This is a genomic window from Klebsiella sp. CN_Kp075 (assembly GCF_040065055.2).
In the GTDB taxonomy this organism is placed as follows: Bacteria; Pseudomonadota; Gammaproteobacteria; order Enterobacterales; family Enterobacteriaceae; genus Klebsiella; species Klebsiella aerogenes.
In genome coordinates this window covers 108,192-129,155 of record NZ_CM198050.1, presented here as the reverse complement: position 1 = coordinate 129,155, position 20,964 = coordinate 108,192, and the positions used below count along the sequence as shown (strand labels likewise).

The following is a 20,964-nucleotide window of genomic DNA, read 5'->3' as shown; positions in this document are numbered from 1 at the left end:
ATGAGTCAAACGCCTTTATTGAGCATCGTGGCCGCCGTGTATAACGGTGAAAAATTCCTTGCGCAATTCTTTGAATGCCTCGAACAACAGCAGTTGGCAAGCTATGAGCTGATCCTGGTGAACGACGGTTCTACCGACGGTAGCCTGGCGGTTATCGACCAATGGAAAGACAGGCTGCAGAACGTCACCGTGCTGGAGCAGGAGAATCAGGGCGTTTCGGTGGCGCGTAATACCGGTATGGCGGCGGCAAGCGGTAAATACCTCGCCTTCCCGGACATTGACGATAAGTTCTATCCCGGCATGTACCGCACGCTGTTGGAAATGGCCGAGAAGGGCAATCTCGATGTCGCGACCTGTAATGGCCGCTATGTGTACGAAAGTCGCGACGATATTCACCCGATTTTCCCGCCGGAGCGCCTGCAGTCTACTGGCGTCCTGCCGGGTTACGTCTGGCTAAAGCAGGCGCTCGACTCGCGTAAGTTTCTGCACGTCACCTGGCTGAACATCTATCGCCGCGATTTTATCAACCAGCACCATTTCCACTTTGAGCCGGGCCTGCGCCATCAGGATATTCCCTGGACGACGGAAGCGTTGCTGGCAGCCGAACGCGTGCAGTACACCAGCGAGCAATTTTACGACTATTACATTCACTCGGAATCGGTGTCACATAAGCCGGACAACGACGATACGCTGATGCGCTCAGCGCGCCATTATATGAAGATCCTCGAGATGCTCAGCGCCATCAACCAGCGCTATCCGGATAAGGTACGGCACATTGCCGCCTGCCGCTGGCAGATAGCCAAAGAAGGACTGGGAATTATTCATACCTTCGACTGCATGAAAGATGAGTCGAAAAAGCATATTATCATCAAAGAATTCTTCGAACGCGGCATCTGGCGCCTGATCTGGAGTAACGCCTGCACGTTCCGTTTACGCTGGCGTCTGGGACGCCGCTATTTGCGCATCAAGCGCTATCTCAACGCCGCATAGGTCGAAATCCCTCGGTTTCCGCCAAAGAGATAGCTTTACGCGGGTTAAATGCTTAGAATTTGCCCGCAAAAAACCTAAAACGGATAAATAGTTTGGAATTGCTTTATACCACCCTACTCTACCTCATTCAGCCGCTGGTGTGGCTGCGACTGCTGCTGCGCAGCCGTAAGGCCCCGGCATACCGTAAACGCTGGGCTGAACGTTATGGCTTCTGTCAAAACAAGGTAGTGCCGGATGGCATTCTGCTGCACTCCGTCTCCGTCGGTGAAACGCTGGCGGCAATCCCGCTGGTGCGCGCGCTACGCCATCGTTATCCGTCACTGCCGATCACCGTCACGACCATGACGCCGACCGGTTCTGAACGCGCCATGTCCGCTTTCGGCAAAGATGTTCACCACGTCTATCTGCCGTATGACCTCCCCTGCGCCATGAACCGTTTCCTCAACAGCGTGCAGCCGAAACTGGTCATCGTGATGGAAACCGAGCTGTGGCCGAACATGGTCGCCGCGCTGCACAAACGTAAAATTCCGCTGGTAATTGCTAACGCACGACTGTCAGAACGTTCCGCGAAAGGCTATGCCAAACTCGGCGGTTTTATGCGCCGCCTGCTCAGCCGTATCACGCTTATCGCCGCGCAAAATGAAGAAGACGGCAACCGCTTCCTCGCGCTCGGTCTCAAACGTAACCAACTGGCGGTCACCGGCAGCCTGAAATTCGATATCTCCGTCACCCCGGAACTGGCGGCGCGCGCCGTTACCCTGCGTCGCCAGTGGGCGCCGCACCGTAAAGTGTGGATAGCCACCAGTACTCACGACGGCGAAGAACAGATCATCCTGCAGGCGCATAAAAAACTGCTGGAAACCTTCCCCGACCTGCTGTTGATCCTCGTACCGCGCCATCCGGAACGCTTCGGCGACGCCCGCGATATGGTGCAAAAAGCCGGGATGAGCTTCACCATGCGCAGCACCGGTGAAATTCCGTCTAACAGCACCCAGGTGGTGATTGGCGATACTATGGGCGAACTGATGCTGCTCTACGGCATTGCCGACCTGGCGTTCGTCGGCGGCAGCCTGGTTGAACGCGGCGGACACAATCCGCTCGAACCCGCCGCCCATGCTATTCCGGTGCTAATGGGTCCGCACACCTTTAATTTTAAAGATATCTGCGCCAAGCTGCAGCAGGACGATGGTCTGATCACCGTCACGGACGCCGACTCGCTGGTCAGAGAAGTTTCTACCCTGCTGACCGACGAAGATTATCGCCTGTGGTACGGCCGCCACGCGGTGGAAGTGCTGCATCAAAACCAGGGCGCGCTGTCGCGTCTGCTACAGTTACTGCAACCCTACCTGCCGCAGCGGAGCCACTAATGTCGACCCGACTCTCCGTCGTGATGATCGCCAAAAACGCCGCCGACCTGCTCGCCGATTGCCTGGCGTCGGTAAGCTGGGCGGATGAAGTGGTGGTGCTGGACTCCGGCAGTACCGACAATACCGTCGAACTGGCCCGTAGCCTGGGCGCCCAGGTCTATAGCAACACCGACTGGCAAGGCTACGGCATTCAGCGCCAGCGCGCGCAAGATTACGCCACTCACGACTGGGTGCTGATGATTGATACCGACGAGCGCGTTACGCCTGAGTTGAAAGAGTCTATCCTCAAGGTACTGGATGCGCCGCAGCGCGGCGTTATCTACAGCATCGCCCGGCGTAACTACTTCCTCGGGCGCTTTATGCGCCACAGCGGCTGGTATCCCGATCGGGTGATGCGCCTGTACGAACGCGCGCGTTACCGCTATAACGATAATCTGGTGCATGAATCTCTGGATAGCCTTGGGGCCGAAGTGGTGCCGCTCAGCGGCGATCTGCTGCACCTGACCTGCCGCGACTTCTCCGGCTTCCAGCAAAAACAGCTGGCGTATGCCGCAGCCTGGGCGCTTGAGCGTCATCAGAAGGGCAAGAAGACCTCGATGGCGGGGATTTTCAGCCATACGCTGGGCGCCTTCGTCAAAACGCTGCTGCTGCGCGGCGGCGTACTGGATGGAAAACAGGGTTGGCTGCTGGCGGTAGTCAATGCGCAATACACGTTTAATAAATACACCGAGCTGTGGGCACTGAGCCGCGGCTACTCGGAGAAAGTGTAATTATGGGCACAAAAGCGATCTATCCGGGCACCTTTGACCCTATCACCAACGGCCATATCGATATCGTCACCCGCGCGGCGGGTATGTTTGATAAGGTTTTGCTGGCCATCGCCGCCAGCCCGAGCAAAAAACCGATGTTCAGCCTCGATGAACGAATTGCGCTGGCGGAGCAGGCAACGGCGCATCTGGTCAACGTTGAGGTGATTGGCTTTAGCGATTTGATGGCCAATTTCGCCCGCGCGCAGCAGGCCAATATTCTCATTCGCGGCCTGCGGGCAGTGGCGGATTTCGAATATGAAATGCAGCTGGCGCACATGAACCGCCATCTGATGCCCACCCTGGAAAGCGTGTTCCTGATGCCGTGCAAAGAGTGGTCGTTTATCTCTTCATCGCTGGTTAAGGAAGTGGCTCGCCACCAGGGCGATGTCTCCCACTTCCTGCCGCCTAACGTGCATCAGGCGTTGTTAAATAAGCTGAAGTAGTATGTCCTTCCCCCGCTCGCTCTACGCTTAGCGGGGCTACCAGCTTACCCGGACTGGCATAATCCCCAACCCTCTCCACTACTTCTGACACTGGCGGCAATAAAAGGTCGCTCGCTGCGCGTGTTTGCTGGCGATAATCGGCGTACCGCAGATCCGGCACGGCTCGCCTTTGCGGCCATAAACCTGCAGCTCCTGGGCGAAATATCCCGGTTTGCCGTCGCTTTGCAGGAAATCCTTCAGCGTCGTTCCACCTTGCTCAATTGAGCGTAGCAGCACCAGCTTAATCATCTTCACTAACCACTCGCATTCTTGATGCGAGAGCGACGAGGCCAGCCGATCGGGATGGATCCCGGCGGAAAACAGCGATTCGCTGGCGTAGATATTCCCCACGCCCACCACCAACTTGTTATCCATCAGCCAGGGTTTGATGGCGGTTTTCTTCTTCGCGCAACGCTGCTGGAGATAGTCGGCGTTGAATTCATCGCTTAGCGGCTCCGGGCCGAGATGCGCCAGCACCGGATGACCATCCAGCTCTTTAGTCCATAACCAGGCGCCGAAGCGGCGAGGATCGGTATAGCGCAGCACTTTACCGTTACTCAGCACCAGGTCGACGTGGTCGTGTTTTTCAGCCGGCTGCTCTTCACTGAGGATACGCAGGCTACCGGACATGCCAAGATGAATAATGATCCAGCCGTGGCGCAGCTCCAGCAGCAGATATTTGGCGCGTCGGCGCACGCTCAGCACCGGTTCATCGCTCAGGCGATAAATCTCTTCGGATACCGGCCAACGCAGGCGCCCGTTGCGTACTACGGCGTGCAGGATGTTAGCGCCTACCAGATGCGGCTCAATGCCGCGACGGCTGGTTTCGACTTCAGGTAATTCAGGCATTTTTTTCCTCTTAACCACACAGTTTCGGGTGACAGGGAGGCAGCGGGAAGAGAGGCCGGAAGGCTTAATAAAGCAAGCGGCCAGGCTGTACGCGTGCAGCCAACGCACCTGTGCTCGAAGGGTGAAGCATAAAACAAAAAACCCCGCCGGAGCGGGGTTTTAGTACAAGGAGACTAAAATTATTTGATTTTAGCTTCTTTGTAGATAACGTGCTGACGTACAACCGGATCGTACTTTTTCAGTTCCATTTTTTCCGGTTTGGTACGCTTGTTCTTCGTGGTGGTATAGAAGTGACCAGTACCAGCGGAAGAAACCAGCTTGATTTTCTCACGAATACCTTTAGCCATGATTTATTTCCTCTAAGTACTTAGTACTTTTCGCCACGGGCACGCAGTTCAGACAGAACTGTATCGATGCCTTTCTTATCGATTACACGCATACCTTTAGCAGATACGCGCAGGGTGACAAAACGCTTCTCGCTCTCAACCCAGAAACGGTGAGAGTGCAGGTTCGGCAGGAAACGGCGTTTAGTCGCGTTCAGTGCGTGGGAACGGTTGTTACCGGTCACCGGACGCTTGCCAGTAACTTGGCAGACTCGGGACATGTCTATTCTCCAAAAATCAAATTAGCTCGAGCTTCGTATGGGGTATTGGCGCCTCGTCAGGCTTTACAGCCCGGTCATCGCATAGTTCTATTGAACTCTCGATTGCCAGGCCCAAATGCCAAACCCGAGATTCTCAAAGGTGGCGTAGTATACGCTGACTCGGCGGTGTGCTCAAGTCCCGAACAGACAAAGATCCCGATAGATCGCATGATCGGGGCTAAATCCAGCCACGTTCGGCAAAAGAGACGTACGCGCCGCGGCCAATAATCAGATGATCAAGCACGCGTATCTCCATGAATCTACAACACTTAACCACCCTGTCGGTCATCAACTTATCCGACTTACTCGGTTCAGGACTACCTGAAGGATGATTATGGGCAAGGATCACCGCGGCGGCGTTCACTTTGATTGCTTCGCGTACAATTTCTCGCGGATGCACCTCTACGTGGCTAAGAGTACCAGAAAAAAGGCGGCTATGTTTCAATACCCGATTCTGATTATCTAAAAAGATCGCCATAAAGATCTCCCGCTCTTCATCGGCGAGCTGGCTTTGTAAAAATTCTCGCGTCATGAGCGGCGTCACCAGCGACGGTTCCTCTCTCATCCGCAAGCTAAAATAGCGCCGCGCCAGTTCGGCAATGCCTTTGAGTTGCGCATATTTCGCAATGCCGATGCCGTCGATATCGGCAAATTGTTCTATCTCAGCCGACAACAGCCCGTACAGCGAACCGAAGCGCTGTAACAAGCTATGTGAAAAAGCCAGCACATCCTGGGTACGCGTACCGGTACGCAAAAACAACGCCAGCAGCTCAACGTCGCTCAATGTTTCAATGCCGTCGCGCAGCATTTTTTCCCGCGGCATCAATGATTCCTGTATATCCATTACCCTGTCTCCTTACCCGTCCATCACCCATCCTGGCATAGCCTCTCCGCGCTGCCGACCGGTGATTTCAAGGTCTGCGTAGACCCTCGCAAAGTGAATACCCGGCATACGCACGATGCCACAGGGATTGTGATAAGATGCGCGGATTCTGGTGTATTTCAACAGGACAAAATCATGATGAGTCTGGCTGGTAAAAAGATCGTTCTTGGCGTGAGCGGCGGTATCGCCGCCTATAAAACGCCAGAACTGGTGCGCCGACTGCGAGAACGCGGCGCCGATGTACGCGTCGCCATGACGGAAGCCGCCAAGGCCTTTATTACCCCGTTGAGCCTGCAGGCGGTTTCCGGTTATCCGGTCTCCGATAGCCTGCTGGATCCGGCTGCCGAAGCGGCAATGGGCCATATTGAACTGGGCAAGTGGGCCGATCTGGTTATCCTTGCCCCGGCAACCGCCGATTTAATCGCCCGCGTCGCCGCCGGTATGGCGAACGATCTGGTCTCCACGATTTGCCTGGCTACGCCCTCGCCGGTGGCCGTCGTCCCGGCGATGAACCAACAGATGTATCGCGCCGCCGCCACCCAGCACAACCTTGCCACTATTGCCTCACGCGGCCTATTGGTATGGGGCCCGGATAGCGGCAGCCAGGCCTGCGGCGACGTTGGCCCGGGCCGCATGCTCGATCCGCTCACTATCGTGGAGATGGCGGCGCAGCATTTCTCGCCTGTCAAAGATTTGCAACATCTCAACATCATGATTACCGCGGGCCCAACCCGCGAGCCGCTGGATCCGGTGCGCTACATCACCAACCATAGCTCCGGCAAAATGGGCTTCGCGATTGCCGCCGCCGCCGCACAACGCGGTGCGAACGTCACGCTGGTTAGCGGCCCGGTGTCGCTGCCGACGCCGCCGTTTGTGCAGCGCATCGATGTTGGCACCGCGCTGGAAATGGAAGCGGCGGTGCAGAATGGCGTGCAACAGCAGCATATTTTCATCGGCTGCGCCGCCGTTGCCGACTACCGCGCAGCGATTGTCGCCGACGAGAAAATCAAAAAACAAGGTGATGAATTAACAATAAAAATGGTCAAAAATCCGGACATCGTCGCCGGGGTGGCCGCACTAAAAAATCACCGCCCGTACGTTGTTGGATTTGCCGCCGAAACAAATAATGTGGAAGAATACGCCCGGCAAAAACGTGCCCGCAAAAATCTCGACCTGATTTGCGCCAATGATGTTTCTCAGCCAAATCAAGGTTTTAATAGCGATAACAACGCATTACACCTTTTCTGGCAGGATGGGGATAAGCGCTTACCACTTGAGCGCAAGGAATTCCTGGGCCAATTATTACTCGACGAGATCGTTACCCGTTATGATGAAAAAAATCGACGTTAAGATTCTGGACCCGCGTGTTGGCAAGCAGTTCCCATTGCCGACTTATGCCACCTCCGGCTCGGCCGGACTTGACCTGCGCGCCTGTCTTGACGACGCCGTAGAGCTGGCGCCGGGCGCAACCACCCTGTTGCCGACTGGCCTTGCGATTCATATCGCCGATCCGTCTCTGGCGGCGGTGATTCTGCCGCGTTCTGGTCTGGGCCATAAACATGGCGTCGTGCTGGGCAACCTGGTTGGCCTTATCGACTCCGACTACCAGGGGCAGCTGATGGTTTCCGTGTGGAACCGCGGCCAGCAGAGCTTTACTATCGAGCCGGGCGAGCGCATCGCGCAGATGGTCTTTGTGCCGGTGGTACAGGCGGAATTTAATCTGGTGGAAGAGTTTGACGCCACCGACCGCGGCGAAGGCGGCTTCGGCCACTCAGGGCGCAAATAAGCCCGGCTATACGGAACCCGCATCCCAAAGCGCATAATGCAATAACATCACCGCAAACTAAGGTTTGCGGTCGCTTTGTGGATGCCTGCCTGACAAGTGCTTATTTTCAGGGGTATTTTAAAACATGGCAGAAAAACAAACTGCGAAAAGGAATCGTCGCGAAGAAATACTTCAATCTCTGGCGCTGATGCTTGAATCCAGCGATGGTAGTCAACGTATTACCACGGCGAAGCTGGCGGCCTCCGTCGGTGTTTCCGAAGCGGCGTTATACCGTCATTTTCCCAGTAAAACCCGCATGTTTGACAGCCTGATCGAGTTCATTGAAGACAGTCTGATTACGCGCATCAATTTGATTTTGAAAGATGAAAAGGACACCACGGCTCGTCTGCGCCTGATTGTTCTGCTGATTCTTGGGTTTGGCGAGCGTAATCCTGGGCTGACGCGTATCCTCACCGGCCACGCCTTAATGTTCGAACAGGACCGTCTGCAGGGTCGTATCAACCAGCTATTTGAACGTATCGAAGTTCAATTGCGTCAGGTGATGCGTGAAAAGAAAATGCGTGAGGGAGAGGGCTACACCCTCGACGAGACGCTACTGGCAAGCCAGCTGCTGGCATTTTGCGAAGGCATGCTGTCGCGTTTTGTGCGTAGCGAGTTCAAGTACCGCCCAACGGATGATTTCGATGCCCGCTGGCCGCTGGTCGCGGCGCAACTGCAGTAAAGCTCTATATGCAGCCGCAAGGCTGCATGGCTCATCATTCACCTTCTCAGCGTGCTCTGGCTATACCGGCAGCCGCTGGCTGCCGGGCTCATCTTCAGACGCCGTAGGCTTCGCGGTAAGCGCGTACCGATGCCAAATGCTCAGCCATCTCAGGCTTTTCTTCCAGATAGGCGATAAGATCTTTCAGGGTGACGATAGAAATCACTTTGCAGCCATAATCACGTTCCACTTCCTGAATCGCGGAGATCTCGCCGCGACCGCGCTCCTGGCGATCAAGCGAGATGAGCACGCCAGCCAGTTCAGCGCCGTTAGCCTGAATAATTTCCATTGATTCACGAATTGCGGTACCGGCGGTAATCACGTCGTCCACCAGCATCACGCGGCCCTGGAGCGGGCTACCGACCAGGTTGCCGCCTTCACCGTGGGTCTTCGCTTCTTTACGGTTGAAGCAGTACGGCAGGTCGCGGTCATGATGCTCAGCCAGCGCGACGGCGGTGGTGGTGGCGATAGGGATACCTTTATAGGCCGGGCCGAACAGCAGGTCGAACTCGATCCCGGAATCCACCAGCGCCTCGGCGTAGAAACGGCCCAGCAGAGCCAGATCGCGCCCGGTATTAAACAGGCCGGCGTTGAAGAAATAGGGGCTTTTACGCCCGGATTTCAGCGTAAATTCGCCAAACTTAAGAACCTGCTTGCTAAGCGCAAACTCAATAAACTGGCGCTGATACGGCTTCATGGATTCGCTCCTTTTAGTACTGTCATCAATGTCGGACTACACGCTTTGTCCTTCGCAGGTGTCATGAAGGATAAAGCGCAAAAAAAAGGCGACTTCTCAGTCGCCTTAATCATTAATTTTCTAACGCCGCTTTCTGCGTCGTAATAATGGATTCGATTCCCCCTCGCGCTAACGCCAGGAGAGTGAGGAGCTCTTCATGGGTGAACGGCTCGCCTTCCGCCGTGCCCTGCACCTCAATAATGCGGCCGTCTTCGGTCATTACCACATTCATATCGGTTTCCGCGGCGGAATCTTCCACGTACTCCAGATCGCAGATGGCTTCACCATTAACGATACCAACGGAAACGGCGGCTACCATCCCCTTCATCGGGTTGGTTTTCAGTTTACCGGCAGCAACCAGCTTGTTCAGCGCATCGGCCAGCGCAACGCAGGCACCGGTAATGGACGCGGTACGGGTACCGCCATCGGCCTGCAGCACGTCGCAATCGAGCGTAATGGTGAACTCGCCCAGCGCTTTCAGATCCACCGCGGCGCGCAGCGCGCGAGCGATCAGACGCTGAATTTCCATAGTGCGGCCGCCCTGCTTGCCTTTTGCGGCTTCGCGAGCGTTACGGGTATGGGTGGAGCGCGGCAGCATGCCATATTCGGCGGTGATCCAGCCCTGGCCCTGACCTTTCAGGAAGCGCGGCACGCCTTCGTCGATGGAGGCAGTGCACAGCACTTTGGTGTCGCCAAATTCGACCAGCACGGAGCCTTCAGCGTGTTTTGTATAGTTACGGGTCAGGGTTACTGGACGCACCTGATTAGCGCTACGGCCTGCTGGACGCATGATTACTCTCCGGCTTGAAACGAATGTGGCTGCGCATTATACACAAATTCGGCCAAGTTGCATCGCGACGACGCGCGCCTGCCAATGTGGATAATGCGCGCTTATTCCTATCCTGAAAGGGCCTCGAAAGCTATAATCCTCCCCACTCTCCTTAAAAAACAGGAACGTCTATGATCCGCAGTATGACCGCCTATGCCCGGCGTGAAATCAAGGGTGACTGGGGTAGCGCCGCGTGGGAACTGCGCTCGGTAAACCAACGCTATCTGGAAACCTACTTCCGCCTGCCGGAACAGTTCCGGAGCCTGGAGCCCGTGGTTCGCGAGCGCATCCGCGCTCGCCTGACTCGCGGCAAAATCGAATGTACCCTGCGTTTTGAGCAGGATCCCAGCGCCCAGGGTGAGCTGATTCTTAACGAAAACCTGGCCAAGCAGCTGGTTAACGCCGCTAACTGGGTAAAAATGCAGAGCGATGAAGGCGAAATCAATCCGGTTGATATCCTGCGCTGGCCTGGCGTTATGGCCGCTCAGGAGCAAGACCTTGATGCCATCGCCGCTGAAATCCTCAACGCCCTGAATGGCGCGCTGGACGATTTTATCGTCGCTCGCGAGACCGAAGGCCAGGCATTGAAAACACTGATCGAACAGCGTCTGGAAGGCGTCAGCGCCGAAGTCAGCAAAGTCCGCGCCCATATGCCGGAAATCCTGCAGTGGCAGCGCGAGCGCCTGGTCGCCAAGCTTGAAGACGCCGAAGTGCAGCTGGAAAACAACCGCCTCGAGCAAGAGCTGGTGTTAATGGCGCAGCGTATCGACGTCGCCGAAGAGCTCGATCGCCTGGAAGCGCACGTTAAAGAGACCTACAACATTCTGAAGAAGAAAGAAGCCGTGGGTCGCCGCCTCGACTTCATGATGCAGGAATTCAACCGCGAGTCGAACACTCTGGCCTCCAAATCCATCAATGCCGAAGTGACCAATTCAGCGATTGAGCTGAAGGTGCTGATCGAGCAGATGCGCGAGCAGATCCAGAATATCGAGTAATCTCTTCCCCGGCTGGCCTGCCCCCGCGGGCCAGCATTACTTTTTCTTATTCATTTTTGAAAAGCAAAAGCCAAATCCCCCACAGTGATTGACCATATCAATCATTCAGCATTAGCTTTTTTCATGAAAATCAGCTCACTTTAGAAAAACTCAATCGTGATCTGTCGCACAAATCGCTACCCTTTGCCCATCATTGTGGGGGATTTATGCTGCTTCATGTTCTTTATCTGATTGGTATTACGGCGGAAGCGATGACCGGCGCCTTAGCGGCCGGGCGTCGCCGGATGGACACTTTTGGGGTGATTATTATCGCTACCGCCACCGCGCTCGGCGGGGGATCCGTGCGTGATATCCTGCTCGGCCATTATCCGCTCGGTTGGGTGAAGCACCCGGAATACGTCATCATTGTGGCGGTTGCCGCCGTTCTCACCACCATCGCCGCGCCGGTAATGCCGCACCTGCGCCGCCTGTTTCTGGTGCTGGATGCCCTGGGCCTGATTGTATTCTCGATTATTGGCGCGCAAATCGCGCTGGATATGGGCGAAGGACCGATAATCGCGTCTATTGCCGCCGTGATCACCGGCGTCTTTGGCGGCGTGCTGCGCGATATGTTCTGTAAACGTATCCCGCTGGTGTTTCAGAAAGAACTGTACGCTGGCATCTCTTTTGCCGCCGCGGTGCTCTATATCGCGTTACAGCACTACGTCAGCAGCCACGACGTCGTGGTCATCGCCACGCTGCTCTTCGGCTTTACCGCGCGTATGCTCGCCCTGCGCTGGAAGCTCGGCCTGCCGGTCTTCTACTACAAACACGACGCACATTGATTCCTCAAAAACCCGGGATATGTTGCCCGTTGAGCCACTGCGCCAGCGCGGCAATATCCGGGTTTTGCAAAAAGGCGACCAGCTGGCGCGCCCTTTCCTGCCCCACCCCCGGTAATTGCCGCCACTGGGACTCATTGCGCTCCTGCAATAGCTGCCAGTTTTCTGACGCAACGCTCGCCTGCGCGGACTGAGGTATCGGTACCCCCAGCGCCAGCACCCAACGAATAAACGGCTGCTCGCGGGTCAAATTGAACTGATGCCACAGCCGCAGGCCACGCTTGCTGGTAATGCCTGGCACGCTCTGTAGTTGTTCAGGCGTCAAAGCCAGCCATGAAAAAAGATGTGCCATGCGGCGATCGTCTATTAGCGTGCGCCATAGCGCCTCTCCTGCTCCCCCCATATCCAGAACTGGCTTAGACGATAGCCAAACAAGCCGGGAGAGAAACTGCCCGGCGCACTCGGACGACGCATAATAACAGGTTAAGGAATGAAAACGGGGCGAAGGCGGTTGTGGCGCATCGCGGTGGCTGGCCCGCCAGACCACGCTATCCAGACGCGGGATCCCCTGTCCAGCCAGGCTTATTAGCACCTGGTCTCCGGCGACGATGTCTAACTGCCGCCAGCGGGCCACCGAGCCAATATTGACCCGACGCACCAGTTTATCGTCCAGTTTTACCGGTTCGAGATGCGCCACAACGGCTATCTTGCCGCTGCGCCCGACAGTGAACTGGATTGTGGTCACTTCCGCCACCTGCGAAAACGGCTGATATTTCCAGGCCGCCACCCAGTGCCCCTGTCCTGGAAGCCAACTGCCCCCGGCTGGTTCTTTTTCCGCACGGATCACAATGCCATCGGTGACAAAGGGCAGCGGCGAGGCGAACCAGCGCTCGCGCCAGACGGCGGTCTCCTGCCAGTCTTTCACCGGATGGGAATAGCGCTGCGCCAGAGGAAACCCGCCGTCGGCAAGCAGCGCCAGGCGGGCGGACATCCGGGCCGGACCGTCGGGCCAGGCCCAGATAAAAACCCCCAGCGTATTCAGCGTTGCCGATGGCGCTTTGCGCATCAGTATCCCGGCGACTTTCGCCCGTGAATTCATACCGCCCGCCTGTTTTTGTATGTGCCCCTCTTGCAGCTGAAAAATCTCGCCCTGTAGCACGCTATTTGCCAGCGCTCCTGCGGTAGTTTGCGGTACGCTGGGGATCCGGCGCACTTTTACCGTCCAGTCTTCCCCCGCCAGACCGTCGCCGCGGCTAATCGCCTGTATTAACCTCCCCGCGCGATAAACCAGCGTCACCGCCACCCCGTCAACTTTCGGCTGTACCCACAGATTGGGTTTCTCGCGCATCCAGCGTCCGACGCTTGCGGCATCAGGCAGTTTACGCACGCCGGTATGCGGGATGGGATGTTTGACTTCGCCGCGCGGCGGCGGCAGCTCGTCTTCAGGCGTCTCCTGACCGAAGCAGCGCCGCCACTGCGCCAACCGGGCAGATAGCATGTCGTAGACCTCGTCGCTGACCTCGCTGCGGCCCTGCTGCCAGTAGGCCGCTTTCCAGTCGGCAATCTGCTGGCTCAGGCGATCTATCTCCTGCCCGGCTTGTTGCAAAGACCACGCCGGGCAGGCCGCCGTTGCCATTGCCGCCGCCATCCATAACGCTGTCGCTATCAGCCATCTGCACATGCCTTTACCTCCTTGTTCTACCTTGCGACATCGTGCGCTAAAGACCGAAGCCACAGCGACAGGCAAATCATTACGCTGCGAGCGGCTTTCCAGGATTTACACCTTGTTGCTGCAACTGCTTAAGAAATCAGGAAAGCGGCAGGCAAAATGAAAGAAACAGCGGCAAAAAGTGTGACAATGACTGCGTCACGCGGCGGCGGCGTGTATAATAGGCTCGTATGTAGGATCTCTTTCGACAATCACATACAAAAGACACTCATGGCTCAAGGCACGCTTTATATTGTTTCCGCCCCTAGCGGCGCGGGTAAATCCAGCCTGATTCAGGCTTTATTGAAAACCCAACCGTTGTACGACTCCCAGGTTTCTGTTTCGCATACCACGCGCAATCCGCGCCCGGGTGAAGTTCACGGTGAACACTATTTCTTTGTCGATCACGATAAATTCAGGTCGATGATTAGCGAAGACGCTTTCCTTGAGCATGCTGAGGTTTTTGGCAATTATTACGGGACCTCTCGTGAAGCTATCGAGCAGGTTCTGGCGACCGGCGTTGATGTTTTTCTTGATATCGACTGGCAGGGCGCCCAGCAAATCCGTAATAAAATGCCCGGCGCGCGCAGTATCTTTATTCTGCCGCCGTCAAAAGACGAGCTTGACCGCCGCCTGCGCGGCCGCGGCCAGGACAGCGAAGAAGTCATCGCAAAACGTATGGCGCAGGCAGTTGCAGAAATGAGCCATTACGCGGAATATGATTACCTTATTGTGAATGATGATTTTGATACCGCTTTAGGCGATCTGAAAAACATTATCCGCGCTGAACGTCTGCGCATGAGCCGCCAAAAGCAGCGACATGGCGCTTTAATCACCAAACTATTGGCAGACTGAACCCACATTCAGTATCATGCCCAGTCATTTCTTCACCTGTGGAGCATTTTAAGTATGGCACGCGTAACTGTTCAGGACGCTGTAGAGAAAATTGGTAACCGTTTTGACCTGGTACTGGTCGCCGCGCGTCGCGCTCGTCAGATGCAGGTAGGCGGAAAGGATCCGCTGGTACCGGAAGAAAACGATAAAACCACCGTTATCGCACTGCGCGAAATCGAAGAAGGTCTGATCAACAACCAGATCCTCGACGTACGTGAGCGCCAGGAACAGCAAGAGCAGGAAGCCGCTGAATTACAAGCCGTTACCGCGATTGCTGAAGGTCGTCGTTAATCACACAGCGGGTCGCCCTTGTATCTGTTTGAAAGCCTGAATCAGCTGATTCAAAACTACCTGCCGGAAGAGCAAATCAAGCGCCTTCGGCAGGCGTATCTCGTTGCACGTGACGCTCACGAGGGTCAGACACGTTCAAGCGGTGAACCCTATATCACGCACCCGGTAGCGGTGGCCTGCATTCTGGCCGAGATGAAACTCGACTACGAAACGCTGATGGCCGCGCTGCTGCATGATGTGATTGAAGATACCCCTGCCACCTACCAGGACATGGAACAGCTTTTTGGTAAAAGCGTCGCCGAACTGGTAGAGGGGGTGTCGAAACTTGATAAGCTCAAGTTCCGCGATAAGAAAGAGGCGCAAGCCGAAAACTTCCGCAAAATGATCATGGCGATGGTGCAGGATATCCGCGTCATCCTCATCAAGCTTGCCGACCGCACCCACAACATGCGCACCCTGGGCTCGCTACGCCCGGATAAACGCCGTCGCATCGCCCGCGAAACGCTGGAAATTTATAGCCCTCTGGCGCACCGTTTAGGTATCCATCACATTAAAACCGAGCTCGAAGAGCTGGGCTTTGAAGCGCTGTACCCTAACCGCTACCGCGTCATTAAAGAAGTGGTCAAAGCGGCGCGCGGCAACCGAAAAGAGATGATTCAGAAAATCCTCTCTGAGATCGAAGGGCGTTTACAGGAAGCGGGGATCCCCTGCCGCGTTAGCGGTCGCGAAAAGCATCTGTACTCTATTTACTGCAAAATGGTGCTCAAAGAGCAGCGTTTTCACTCGATTATGGACATCTACGCCTTCCGCGTTATCGTTCACGATCCCGATATCTGCTATCGCGTGCTGGGCCAAATGCACAGCCTCTACAAGCCGCGTCCAGGCCGTTTCAAAGATTACATCGCCATTCCGAAAGCGAACGGCTATCAATCTTTGCACACCTCGATGATTGGCCCCCACGGCGTCCCGGTCGAGGTACAAATCCGTACCGAAGATATGGACCAGATGGCGGAGATGGGGGTTGCGGCGCACTGGGCTTATAAAGAGCACGGGGGCGAAAGCAGCACGACCGCGCAAATCCGCGCTCAGCGCTGGATGCAAAGCCTGCTGGAACTGCAGCAGAGCGCCGGTAGCTCGTTTGAATTTATCGAGAGCGTTAAATCCGATCTGTTCCCGGATGAGATTTACGTTTTCACCCCGGAAGGGCGCATTGTCGAACTGCCTGCCGGCGCCACGCCGGTGGACTTCGCCTACGCGGTGCATACCGATATCGGCCATGCCTGCGTTGGCGCGCGCGTCGACCGTCAGCCCTATCCGCTGTCGCAGCCGCTCTCCAGCGGCCAGACTGTCGAAATCATTACCGCGCCGGGCGCGCGTCCGAATGCCGCATGGCTGAACTTTGTCGTCAGCTCGAAAGCGCGCGCCAAGATCCGCCAACTGCTGAAGAACCTTAAGCGCGACGATTCCGTCAGCCTTGGCCGCCGATTGCTCAACCACGCGTTAGGCGGCAGCCGCAAGCTGGCAGAAATCCCGCCGGAGAACATCCAGCGCGAACTTGACCGCATGAAGCTTGCCACGCTTGACGATCTGCTGGCGGAAATCGGTCTCGGTAACGCAATGAGCGTGGTGGTGGCGAAAAACCTGCAGCAGGGCGAAGCCTCTGCCGCACCGGTGCCGGCCAACGCGTCGAATCACGGCCATCTGCCGATCAAGGGCGCCGATGGCGTGCTGATTACTTTCGCCAAGTGCTGTCGTCCGATTCCGGGGGACCCGATCATCGCCCACGTCAGCCCAGGCAAAGGGTTGGTTATCCACCATGAATCCTGTCGTAACATCCGCGGCTACCAGAAAGAGCCTGAGAAGTTTATGGCGGTCGAATGGGATAAAGAAACTGCGCAGGAATTTATCGCCGAAATTAAGGTGGATATGTTCAACCACCAGGGCGCGCTGGCTAACCTGACGGCCGCAATCAACACCGCGTCTTCCAATATTCAGAGCCTGAATACGGAAGAAAAAGATGGCCGCGTATACAGCGCCTTTATCCGCCTGACCGCGCGCGACCGCGTGCATCTGGCGAATATCATGCGCAAAATTCGCGTCATGCCGGACGTGATTAAAGTCACTCGTAACCGAAATTAGCTTTTACAAAAATCGAATCCCCAGGAAGGTACTGAAGTACGTGACTGGGGTGAGTGAGTGCAGCTAACGCCGAGGCAGTTCGAAGGATTAAGTAGAATGAATTCACAGCGTTATGCGCGTATCTGCGAGATGCTCGCCAGGCGTCAGCCTGATCTGACGGTCTGCATGGAGCAGGTCCATAAACCCCATAACGTCTCTGCGGTCATCCGCACCGCAGACGCCATCGGCGTACACGAAGTACACGCCATCTGGCCTGGCAGCCGCATGCGTACCATGGCCTCTGCCGCCGCCGGCAGCAATAGTTGGGTGCAGGTGAAAACACACCGCACGATCGGCGATGCCGTCAGCCACTTAAAAGGCCGGGGCATGCAAATCCTCGCGACGCACCTTTCCGACAAAGCCATCGATTTTCGCGAAATCGACTATACGCGCCCGACCTGCATCCTGATGGGCCAGGAGAAAACCGGCATCACCCAGGAAGCGCTGGCGCTGGCAGACCAGGACATCATTATTCCAATGGTCGGTATGGTGCAGTCGCTGAACGTCTCCGTCGCCTCCGCGCTGATCCTTTACGAAGCGCAGCGTCAGCGGCAGAACGCCGGAATGTACCAACGCGCCAATAGCATGCTGCCGCCTGAAGAGCAGCAGCGGCTGCTATTTGAAGGCGGTTACCCGGTGCTGGCACGCGTCGCCAGGCAAAAAGGTCTGCCTTATCCCCACGTCAACGAGCAGGGCGAAGTCGAAGCCGATGCCGAGTGGTGGGCAACGATGCAGGCGGCGAGGTAAATCCGATGTCAGGCCGCCTGTTAGATGCCGTACCGCTCAACTCGCTGACCGGCGTTGGCGCCGCACAGAGCAGCAAACTGGCGAAAATCGGTCTGCATACGGTTCAGGACCTGCTACTACACCTGCCGCTACGCTATGAAGACCGGACTCACCTGTACCAAATCGGCGAACTGCTGCCGGGCGTCTACGCAACCGTAGAGGGTGAGGTGCTCAACAGCAATATCACCTTCGGCGGCCGCCGGATGATGACCTGTCAGATAAGTGACGGTTCCGGCATCCTGACCATGCGTTTTTTCAACTTCAATGCGGCGATGAAAAACAGCCTGGCGACCGGTCGTCGCGTGCTGGCCTACGGCGAAGCTAAACGCGGCAAGTTCGGCGCCGAGATGATCCACCCGGAATATCGCGTGCAGGGCGATATGAGCACCCCGGAGCTGCAGGAAACCCTGACTCCAGTCTACCCGACCACTGAAGGCATTAAGCAGGCGACGCTGCGCAAACTCACCGATCAGGCGCTTGAGCTGCTGGAAACCTGCGCGATTAGCGAACTGCTGCCGCCGGAGCTGGCGCAGGGGATGATGAGTCTGCCGGAGGCGCTGCGTACGCTGCACCGCCCGCCGCCGTCGCTACAGCTCAGCGAGCTGGAGAGCGGTAAACATCCGGCACAGCAGCGTCTTATCCTGGAAGAGTTGCTGGCGCATAATCTCAGCATGCTGGCGCTCCGCGCCGGTGCCCAGCGCTACCATGCGCTGCCGCTCAGCGCCAACGACACGCTGAAAACCCAGCTTCTGGCTTCTCTACCCTTTAAACCAACGGGCGCGCAGGCGCGCGTCACCGCGGAGATCGAGCGCGATATGGCGCTGGACGTGCCGATGATGCGCCTGGTGCAGGGCGACGTCGGATCCGGTAAAACGCTGGTCGCCGCGCTGGCCGCCCTGCGCGCTATCGCCCATGGTAAGCAGGTGGCGCTGATGGCGCCGACCGAACTGCTGGCCGAGCAGCACGCCAATAATTTCCGCAGCTGGTTCGCGCCGCTGGGCATTGAAGTCGGCTGGCTGGCTGGCAAACAAAAAGGCAAAGCGCGCCAGGCGCAGCAGGAAGCCATTGCCAACGGCGAAGTGCAGATGATTGTCGGCACCCACGCCATTTTCCAGGAGCAGGTGCAGTTTAACGGCCTGGCGCTGGTGATTATCGACGAACAACATCGCTTTGGCGTTCATCAACGCCTGGCGCTGTGGGAAAAGGGCCAGCAGCAGGGCTTCCACCCGCATCAACTGATCATGACCGCTACACCGATTCCACGCACCCTGGCGATGACCGCCTATGCCGATCTCGATACCTCGGTTATCGACGAGCTGCCGCCGGGCCGTACCCCGGTCACTACCGTCGCTATCCCGGACACCCGCCGCAGCGACATTATCGACCGCGTGCGCAACGCCTGCACCCAGGAAGGTCGCCAGGCCTATTGGGTCTGTACACTGATTGAAGAGTCCGATCTGCTGGAAGCCCAGGCGGCGGAAGCCACCTGGGAAGAGCTCAAGCTGGCGCTGCCGGAACTTAACATCGGTCTCGTTCACGGGCGAATGAAACCAGCGGAGAAACAGGCCGTGATGCAGGCCTTCAAGCAGGGCGAGATGCACCTACTGGTCGCCACCACGGTGATTGAAGTCGGCGTTGACGTCCCTAACTCAAGCCTGATGATTATCGAAAACCCGGAGCGTCTGGGTCTGGCGCAGCTGCACCAGCTACGCGGGCGCGTCGGGCGCGGCGCCGTCGCCTCCCACTGCGTGCTACTCTATAAATCGCCGCTCTCCAAAACGGCGCAGAAGCGCCTGCAGGTGCTGCGCGACAGCAACGACGGTTTCGTCATCGCCCAGAAAGACCTTGAAATCCGCGGCCCCGGCGAGCTTCTCGGCACCCGCCAGACCGGCAACGCCGAGTTTAAAGTGGCGGACTTGCTGCGCGATCAGGCCATGATCCCCGAGGTTCAGCGCATTGCTCGCCATATTCACGAACGCTATCCGCTGCAGGCACAGGCGCTGATTGAGCGCTGGATGCCGGAAACCGAACGCTATTCCAACGCGTAGCGCGTCCTTTTTGCCGCGCTACGGGCAACTTTTCTACACAATGAGTGGATTATGAAACGAGAACTGGCCATCGAATTTTCGCGTGTCACCGAAGCCGCCGCGCTGGCGGGCTATAAATGGCTGGGCCGCGGCGATAAAAATACCGCCGACGGCGCAGCGGTTAACGCCATGCGCATTATGCTTAACCTCGTCAATATCGACGGCACCATCGTCATCGGCGAGGGCGAAATCGATGAAGCGCCGATGCTCTATATCGGCGAAAAAGTGGGTACCGGCAAAGGCGACGCGGTGGATATCGCCGTCGACCCAATTGAAGGCACCCGCATGACGGCCATGGGCCAGGCCAACGCGCTGGCGGTGATGGCGGTCGGCGATAAAGGCTGCTTCCTCAACGCGCCGGATATGTATATGGAAAAGCTGATTGTCGGCCCCGGCGCTAAAGGCGCTATCGATCTCAATCTGCCGCTGGAAGAGAATTTGCGCAACATCGCCCGCGCGTTGAATAAACCGCTCGCTGAACTGACCGTCACCGTGCTGGCGAAACCCCGCCACGACGCGGTCATTGCGCAACTGCAGCAGTTGGGCGTGCGCGTATTCGCGATCCCCGATGGCGACGTGGCGGCCTCTATCCTTACCTGCATGCCGGATAGCGAAGTCGACGTGCTGTACGGCATCGGCGGCGCGCCGGAAGGCGTGGTTTCGGCGGCGGTGATCCGCGCGCTGGACGGCGATATGCAGGGCCGCCTGCTGGCTCGTCACCACGTGAAGGGCGACAGCGAAGAGAACCGCCGTATCGGTGAAAACGAACTGGCGCGCTGCAAAACCATGGGCATCGAAGCGGGCAAAGTGCTGCGTCTTGATGAAATGGCGCGCAGCGATAACGTCATCTTCTCCGCCACCGGGATTACCAAAGGCGATCTGCTGGACGGCATTACCCGCAAGGGCAATATGGCGACTACTGAAACGCTGCTGATCCGCGGTAAATCGCGGACTATCCGCCGTATTCAGTCGATTCATTACCTCGACCGAAAAGACCCGGACGTCCAGCAACACATCCTGTAAAACATTTGATCAATCGAGCTTTCCAGCCTTTTCGGGCTGGAAATCTT

General features: G+C 56.9%; 22 protein-coding genes. 15 read left to right on the top strand and 7 right to left on the bottom strand.

Going from position 1 to position 20,964, the window contains the following annotated elements; translation table 11 throughout:
• The 4 genes from ABLV78_RS00615 to coaD all read left to right on the top strand — a co-directional run bounded on the left by ABLV78_RS00615 (position 1) and on the right by coaD (position 3,609).
• Positions 1-990, top strand: coding sequence for a glycosyltransferase (locus ABLV78_RS00615; protein WP_047047651.1), 990 nt, complete (start codon positions 1-3; stop codon positions 988-990).
• A 92-nt stretch (positions 991-1,082) separates the two neighbouring features.
• On the top strand, positions 1,083-2,357 hold the full coding sequence (waaA, locus tag ABLV78_RS00610) for a lipid IV(A) 3-deoxy-D-manno-octulosonic acid transferase (protein ID WP_015369159.1): 1,275 nt from the start codon (positions 1,083-1,085) through the stop codon (positions 2,355-2,357).
• Complete coding sequence (locus ABLV78_RS00605; RefSeq protein WP_032713074.1) at positions 2,357-3,127, top strand: glycosyltransferase family 2 protein; 771 nt, start codon at positions 2,357-2,359, stop codon at positions 3,125-3,127. Before waaA ends, ABLV78_RS00605 begins: the two co-directional genes overlap by 1 nt.
• A gap of 2 nt (positions 3,128-3,129) precedes the next feature.
• Entirely contained in the window at positions 3,130-3,609 is a 480-nt protein-coding gene (coaD, locus tag ABLV78_RS00600; protein ID WP_015703808.1) for a pantetheine-phosphate adenylyltransferase, read from the top strand.
• A 78-nt stretch (positions 3,610-3,687) separates the two neighbouring features.
• Here the strand turns inward: coaD and mutM are convergent, their stop codons facing one another.
• The 4 genes from mutM to radC all read right to left on the bottom strand — a co-directional run bounded on the left by mutM (position 3,688) and on the right by radC (position 5,984).
• On the bottom strand, positions 3,688-4,497 hold the full coding sequence (gene mutM, locus ABLV78_RS00595; RefSeq protein WP_015369156.1) for a bifunctional DNA-formamidopyrimidine glycosylase/DNA-(apurinic or apyrimidinic site) lyase: 810 nt from the start codon (positions 4,495-4,497) through the stop codon (positions 3,688-3,690).
• Between the two features lie 179 nt (positions 4,498-4,676).
• Complete coding sequence (rpmG, locus tag ABLV78_RS00590; RefSeq protein ID WP_002922510.1) at positions 4,677-4,844, bottom strand: 50S ribosomal protein L33; 168 nt, start codon at positions 4,842-4,844, stop codon at positions 4,677-4,679.
• Between the two features lie 20 nt (positions 4,845-4,864).
• Positions 4,865-5,101, bottom strand: coding sequence for a 50S ribosomal protein L28 (gene rpmB / locus ABLV78_RS00585; protein WP_002436699.1), 237 nt, complete (start codon positions 5,099-5,101; stop codon positions 4,865-4,867).
• 217 nt (positions 5,102-5,318) lie between these two features.
• Positions 5,319-5,984, bottom strand: coding sequence for a RadC family protein (gene radC, locus ABLV78_RS00580; RefSeq protein ID WP_045390599.1), 666 nt, complete (start codon positions 5,982-5,984; stop codon positions 5,319-5,321).
• Between the two features lie 177 nt (positions 5,985-6,161).
• On the opposite strand from radC, the gene coaBC reads away from it, so the two are divergent.
• The 3 genes from coaBC (at position 6,162) to slmA (ending at position 8,530) form a co-directional block, all read left to right on the top strand.
• A complete protein-coding gene (gene coaBC, locus ABLV78_RS00575; protein WP_047048048.1) occupies positions 6,162-7,373 on the top strand; it encodes a bifunctional phosphopantothenoylcysteine decarboxylase/phosphopantothenate--cysteine ligase CoaBC in 1,212 nt (403 codons plus the stop codon).
• Entirely contained in the window at positions 7,351-7,809 is a 459-nt protein-coding gene (gene dut, locus ABLV78_RS00570; protein WP_020077682.1) for a dUTP diphosphatase, read from the top strand. Before coaBC ends, dut begins: the two co-directional genes overlap by 23 nt.
• Positions 7,810-7,933: 124 nt before the next feature.
• Positions 7,934-8,530 (top strand): nucleoid occlusion factor SlmA, encoded by a 597-nt coding sequence (gene slmA, locus ABLV78_RS00565; RefSeq protein ID WP_015369151.1) that lies wholly within the window; start codon positions 7,934-7,936, stop codon positions 8,528-8,530.
• Between the two features lie 94 nt (positions 8,531-8,624).
• Here the strand turns inward: slmA and pyrE are convergent, their stop codons facing one another.
• Both pyrE and rph read right to left on the bottom strand, forming a co-directional pair.
• A complete protein-coding gene (gene pyrE, locus ABLV78_RS00560) occupies positions 8,625-9,266 on the bottom strand; it encodes an orotate phosphoribosyltransferase (RefSeq protein ID WP_015703811.1) in 642 nt (213 codons plus the stop codon).
• A 112-nt stretch (positions 9,267-9,378) separates the two neighbouring features.
• Positions 9,379-10,095, bottom strand: a complete 717-nt coding sequence (rph, locus tag ABLV78_RS00555) for a ribonuclease PH (RefSeq protein WP_045390593.1) — start codon at positions 10,093-10,095, stop codon at positions 9,379-9,381.
• A 170-nt stretch (positions 10,096-10,265) separates the two neighbouring features.
• On the opposite strand from rph, the gene ABLV78_RS00550 reads away from it, so the two are divergent.
• Together ABLV78_RS00550 and ABLV78_RS00545 are read left to right on the top strand one after the other, a co-directional pair.
• On the top strand, positions 10,266-11,129 hold the full coding sequence (locus ABLV78_RS00550) for a YicC/YloC family endoribonuclease (RefSeq protein ID WP_047047649.1): 864 nt from the start codon (positions 10,266-10,268) through the stop codon (positions 11,127-11,129).
• Between the two features lie 206 nt (positions 11,130-11,335).
• Positions 11,336-11,953, top strand: a complete 618-nt coding sequence (locus ABLV78_RS00545; protein WP_015703812.1) for a trimeric intracellular cation channel family protein — start codon at positions 11,336-11,338, stop codon at positions 11,951-11,953.
• 4 nt (positions 11,954-11,957) lie between these two features.
• Here the strand turns inward: ABLV78_RS00545 and ligB are convergent, their stop codons facing one another.
• Positions 11,958-13,631, bottom strand: a complete 1,674-nt coding sequence (gene ligB, locus ABLV78_RS00540) for an NAD-dependent DNA ligase LigB (protein WP_047047647.1) — start codon at positions 13,629-13,631, stop codon at positions 11,958-11,960.
• Positions 13,632-13,889: 258 nt separating this feature from the next.
• Between ligB and gmk the strand changes: the two genes are divergently transcribed.
• From gmk to glpX, 6 genes are all read left to right on the top strand, one after another.
• The gene (gmk, locus tag ABLV78_RS00535; protein ID WP_015369144.1) at positions 13,890-14,513 is read left to right on the top strand and encodes a guanylate kinase; all 624 of its coding nucleotides are present in this window, start codon (positions 13,890-13,892) and stop codon (positions 14,511-14,513) included.
• Positions 14,514-14,567: 54 nt separating this feature from the next.
• A complete protein-coding gene (gene rpoZ / locus ABLV78_RS00530) occupies positions 14,568-14,843 on the top strand; it encodes a DNA-directed RNA polymerase subunit omega (protein ID WP_000135058.1) in 276 nt (91 codons plus the stop codon).
• Between the two features lie 18 nt (positions 14,844-14,861).
• Complete coding sequence (gene spoT, locus ABLV78_RS00525; protein ID WP_015369143.1) at positions 14,862-16,982, top strand: bifunctional GTP diphosphokinase/guanosine-3',5'-bis pyrophosphate 3'-pyrophosphohydrolase; 2,121 nt, start codon at positions 14,862-14,864, stop codon at positions 16,980-16,982.
• A gap of 96 nt (positions 16,983-17,078) precedes the next feature.
• On the top strand, positions 17,079-17,768 hold the full coding sequence (trmH, locus tag ABLV78_RS00520) for a tRNA (guanosine(18)-2'-O)-methyltransferase TrmH (RefSeq protein ID WP_047047644.1): 690 nt from the start codon (positions 17,079-17,081) through the stop codon (positions 17,766-17,768).
• 5 nt (positions 17,769-17,773) lie between these two features.
• Positions 17,774-19,855, top strand: a complete 2,082-nt coding sequence (gene recG / locus ABLV78_RS00515) for an ATP-dependent DNA helicase RecG (protein ID WP_020077678.1) — start codon at positions 17,774-17,776, stop codon at positions 19,853-19,855.
• Positions 19,856-19,906: 51 nt separating this feature from the next.
• Positions 19,907-20,917, top strand: a complete 1,011-nt coding sequence (gene glpX / locus ABLV78_RS00510; protein WP_015703815.1) for a class II fructose-bisphosphatase — start codon at positions 19,907-19,909, stop codon at positions 20,915-20,917.
• Positions 20,918-20,964 lie beyond the last annotated feature (47 nt).

What these genes read in the sequence shown, in the direction of transcription:
- recG (WP_020077678.1), top strand. Translation starts at nt 17,774, where the DNA reads ATGTCAGGCCGCCTGTTAGATGCCGTACCGCTCAACTCGCTGACCGGC.
- ABLV78_RS00545 (WP_015703812.1), top strand. Translation starts at nt 11,336, where the DNA reads ATGCTGCTTCATGTTCTTTATCTGATTGGTATTACGGCGGAAGCGATG.
- ABLV78_RS00550 (WP_047047649.1), top strand. Translation starts at nt 10,266, where the DNA reads ATGATCCGCAGTATGACCGCCTATGCCCGGCGTGAAATCAAGGGTGAC.
- rph (WP_045390593.1), bottom strand. Translation starts at nt 10,095, where the DNA reads ATGCGTCCAGCAGGCCGTAGCGCTAATCAGGTGCGTCCAGTAACCCTG.
- glpX (WP_015703815.1), top strand. Translation starts at nt 19,907, where the DNA reads ATGAAACGAGAACTGGCCATCGAATTTTCGCGTGTCACCGAAGCCGCC.
- pyrE (WP_015703811.1), bottom strand. Translation starts at nt 9,266, where the DNA reads ATGAAGCCGTATCAGCGCCAGTTTATTGAGTTTGCGCTTAGCAAGCAG.
- trmH (WP_047047644.1), top strand. Translation starts at nt 17,079, where the DNA reads ATGAATTCACAGCGTTATGCGCGTATCTGCGAGATGCTCGCCAGGCGT.
- rpmB (WP_002436699.1), bottom strand. Translation starts at nt 5,101, where the DNA reads ATGTCCCGAGTCTGCCAAGTTACTGGCAAGCGTCCGGTGACCGGTAAC.
- rpmG (WP_002922510.1), bottom strand. Translation starts at nt 4,844, where the DNA reads ATGGCTAAAGGTATTCGTGAGAAAATCAAGCTGGTTTCTTCCGCTGGT.
- dut (WP_020077682.1), top strand. Translation starts at nt 7,351, where the DNA reads ATGATGAAAAAAATCGACGTTAAGATTCTGGACCCGCGTGTTGGCAAG.
- mutM (WP_015369156.1), bottom strand. Translation starts at nt 4,497, where the DNA reads ATGCCTGAATTACCTGAAGTCGAAACCAGCCGTCGCGGCATTGAGCCG.
- rpoZ (WP_000135058.1), top strand. Translation starts at nt 14,568, where the DNA reads ATGGCACGCGTAACTGTTCAGGACGCTGTAGAGAAAATTGGTAACCGT.
- ligB (WP_047047647.1), bottom strand. Translation starts at nt 13,631, where the DNA reads ATGTGCAGATGGCTGATAGCGACAGCGTTATGGATGGCGGCGGCAATG.
- ABLV78_RS00605 (WP_032713074.1), top strand. Translation starts at nt 2,357, where the DNA reads ATGTCGACCCGACTCTCCGTCGTGATGATCGCCAAAAACGCCGCCGAC.
- coaD (WP_015703808.1), top strand. Translation starts at nt 3,130, where the DNA reads ATGGGCACAAAAGCGATCTATCCGGGCACCTTTGACCCTATCACCAAC.
- gmk (WP_015369144.1), top strand. Translation starts at nt 13,890, where the DNA reads ATGGCTCAAGGCACGCTTTATATTGTTTCCGCCCCTAGCGGCGCGGGT.
- radC (WP_045390599.1), bottom strand. Translation starts at nt 5,984, where the DNA reads ATGGATATACAGGAATCATTGATGCCGCGGGAAAAAATGCTGCGCGAC.
- slmA (WP_015369151.1), top strand. Translation starts at nt 7,934, where the DNA reads ATGGCAGAAAAACAAACTGCGAAAAGGAATCGTCGCGAAGAAATACTT.
- ABLV78_RS00615 (WP_047047651.1), top strand. Translation starts at nt 1, where the DNA reads ATGAGTCAAACGCCTTTATTGAGCATCGTGGCCGCCGTGTATAACGGT.
- coaBC (WP_047048048.1), top strand. Translation starts at nt 6,162, where the DNA reads ATGAGTCTGGCTGGTAAAAAGATCGTTCTTGGCGTGAGCGGCGGTATC.